Here is a 1,827-nt window from a genome sequence, read left to right on the forward strand (position 1 = left end):
TTCAAGAGCGGCAGCACCGACCCCGAGCGGCTGACCGAGCTGGCCACCGTCACCGCGATCAGCACCTGCGGCGCCGGCCCCACCATCGCCGCGCGCGAGGTCACGCTGCCGCTGGCCAGCGCCGGCGACCTCGAAGCGGTCGAAGGCATGCTGGTCGAGTTCAAGCAGACGCTCACCGTCTCCGAAGTCCACAACCTGGGCCGCTACGGCGAGCTGGTGCTGTCCACCGGCGGCCGGCTGTTCCAGGCTAACAACCACCCGGGCAGTGCGACGCGCGACGAGGTGAACGCCGCGAACGTGCTCGCGAAGATCGTGCTGGACGACGGCGCCGGCATCCAGAACCCGACACCGATTCCCTACCTCTCCGCCGCCGACACCAACGGCACGCGCCGCGTCGGCGACACGGTGGCCGGCGTGCGCGGCGTGATGACCTGGACGGCCGATGCCTTCCATGTGCACCCGGTCGCGGCCCTCGCGTTCACCGCGGCCAACCCGCGCCCTGCCGCACCGGCGGCCGTCGGCGGCACGCTGCGTGCCGGCAGCCTGAACGTGCTGAACTTCTTCACGACGCTCGGCCAGCGCGGCGCCAATACCGCGGATGAACTGGTGCGCCAGCGCGCGAAGCTGGTCGAGACCATCGTCGGGCTGGATGCCGATGCGCTCGGGCTGATGGAGATCGAGAACAACGGCACCGTGGCCCTCGCCGACCTGGTCGGCGCGGTCAACGCGAAGCTGGGTGCCAACACCTACGCGTGGATCGACGCCGGCAAGCCCGGCACCGATGCGATCACCGTCGCGATGATCTACAAGCCGGCGCGCCTGACGCCGATCGGCAATGCGATGGTGCCGACCGACCCGGACTTCGCGGTCGACGGAGGCCTGCGCCCGCCGGTCGCGCAGCGCTTCGCCGCGGTCGACAACCTCGGCGGCTTCTGGCTGGTGGTGAATCACCTGAAGAGCAAGGGCTCGTGCCCGGCCTCGGCCGCCGACCTGGATGCCGACAACGGCCAGGGCTGCTGGAACGTCTCGCGCTTCCGGCAGGCGCTCGCGCTGCAGAAGTGGGTGACTCAGCTCACCGACATCTCGGGCGAGGCCGACGTGCTGATGGTCGGCGACTTCAACTCGTACTTGAACGAGGACCCGGTCAAGAGCCTGGAAGGCGGCGGCTTCGAGGAGCTGCTGAAGCGCCTGCCGGAAGAGGCCCGCTACAGCTACGTGTTCAACGGCGAATCGGGCGCACTCGACCACGCGTTCGCGAGCGAGACGCTGGGCGCGCAGGTGAGCGGTGTCACCGTGTGGCACGTCAACGCCGACGAGCCGCTGGTGCTCGACTACAACACCGAGTTCAAGACCGACGACCGCTTTGCGGCAACGCCGTTCCGCTCGTCGGACCACGACCCGGTGCTGGTCGGCCTGACGCTCACGGCCGACGCGCCGGTGATCGTGCCGGCGCTGGCCGCGACGCTGCCGGGCAGCGGCGTGGTGGGCACGGCCGTCAGCATCACCGGCATCGCGGCGAGCAACGGCAGCGCGCTGTCGGTCGACTGGGGCGACGGCACGGTCGAGGCCCCGGCCGTTGGCGTCACGACGCTCAGCCACACCTATGCCGCGGCCGGCAGTTTCTCGCTGAAGCTGGTGCTGAGCGGCGCGGGCGGCCTGACGGCCGAGCGCAGCGGCACGGTCGTCGTGAGCGCCGCGCCGAGCAGCGGCGACACGCCGGAGCTGTTCTTCAGCGAGTACGTCGAAGGCAGCAGCAACAACAAGGCGCTGGAGATCTACAACCCGACCGTGGGCACGGTGGACCTCACGGCCTACACGGTGCGGCTG

Annotated in this window: 1 protein-coding gene; it reads left to right on the top strand. The window is 70.3% G+C overall.

Annotation, left to right across the window (positions count from 1 at the left end):
* Window positions 1-1,827, top strand: a 1,827-nt coding sequence (locus AC1D15_RS29975) for an ExeM/NucH family extracellular endonuclease (protein WP_477828888.1), incomplete at both ends; no start/stop codon positions are given.

The organism is Rhizobacter sp. P2_H2 (assembly GCF_056403375.1).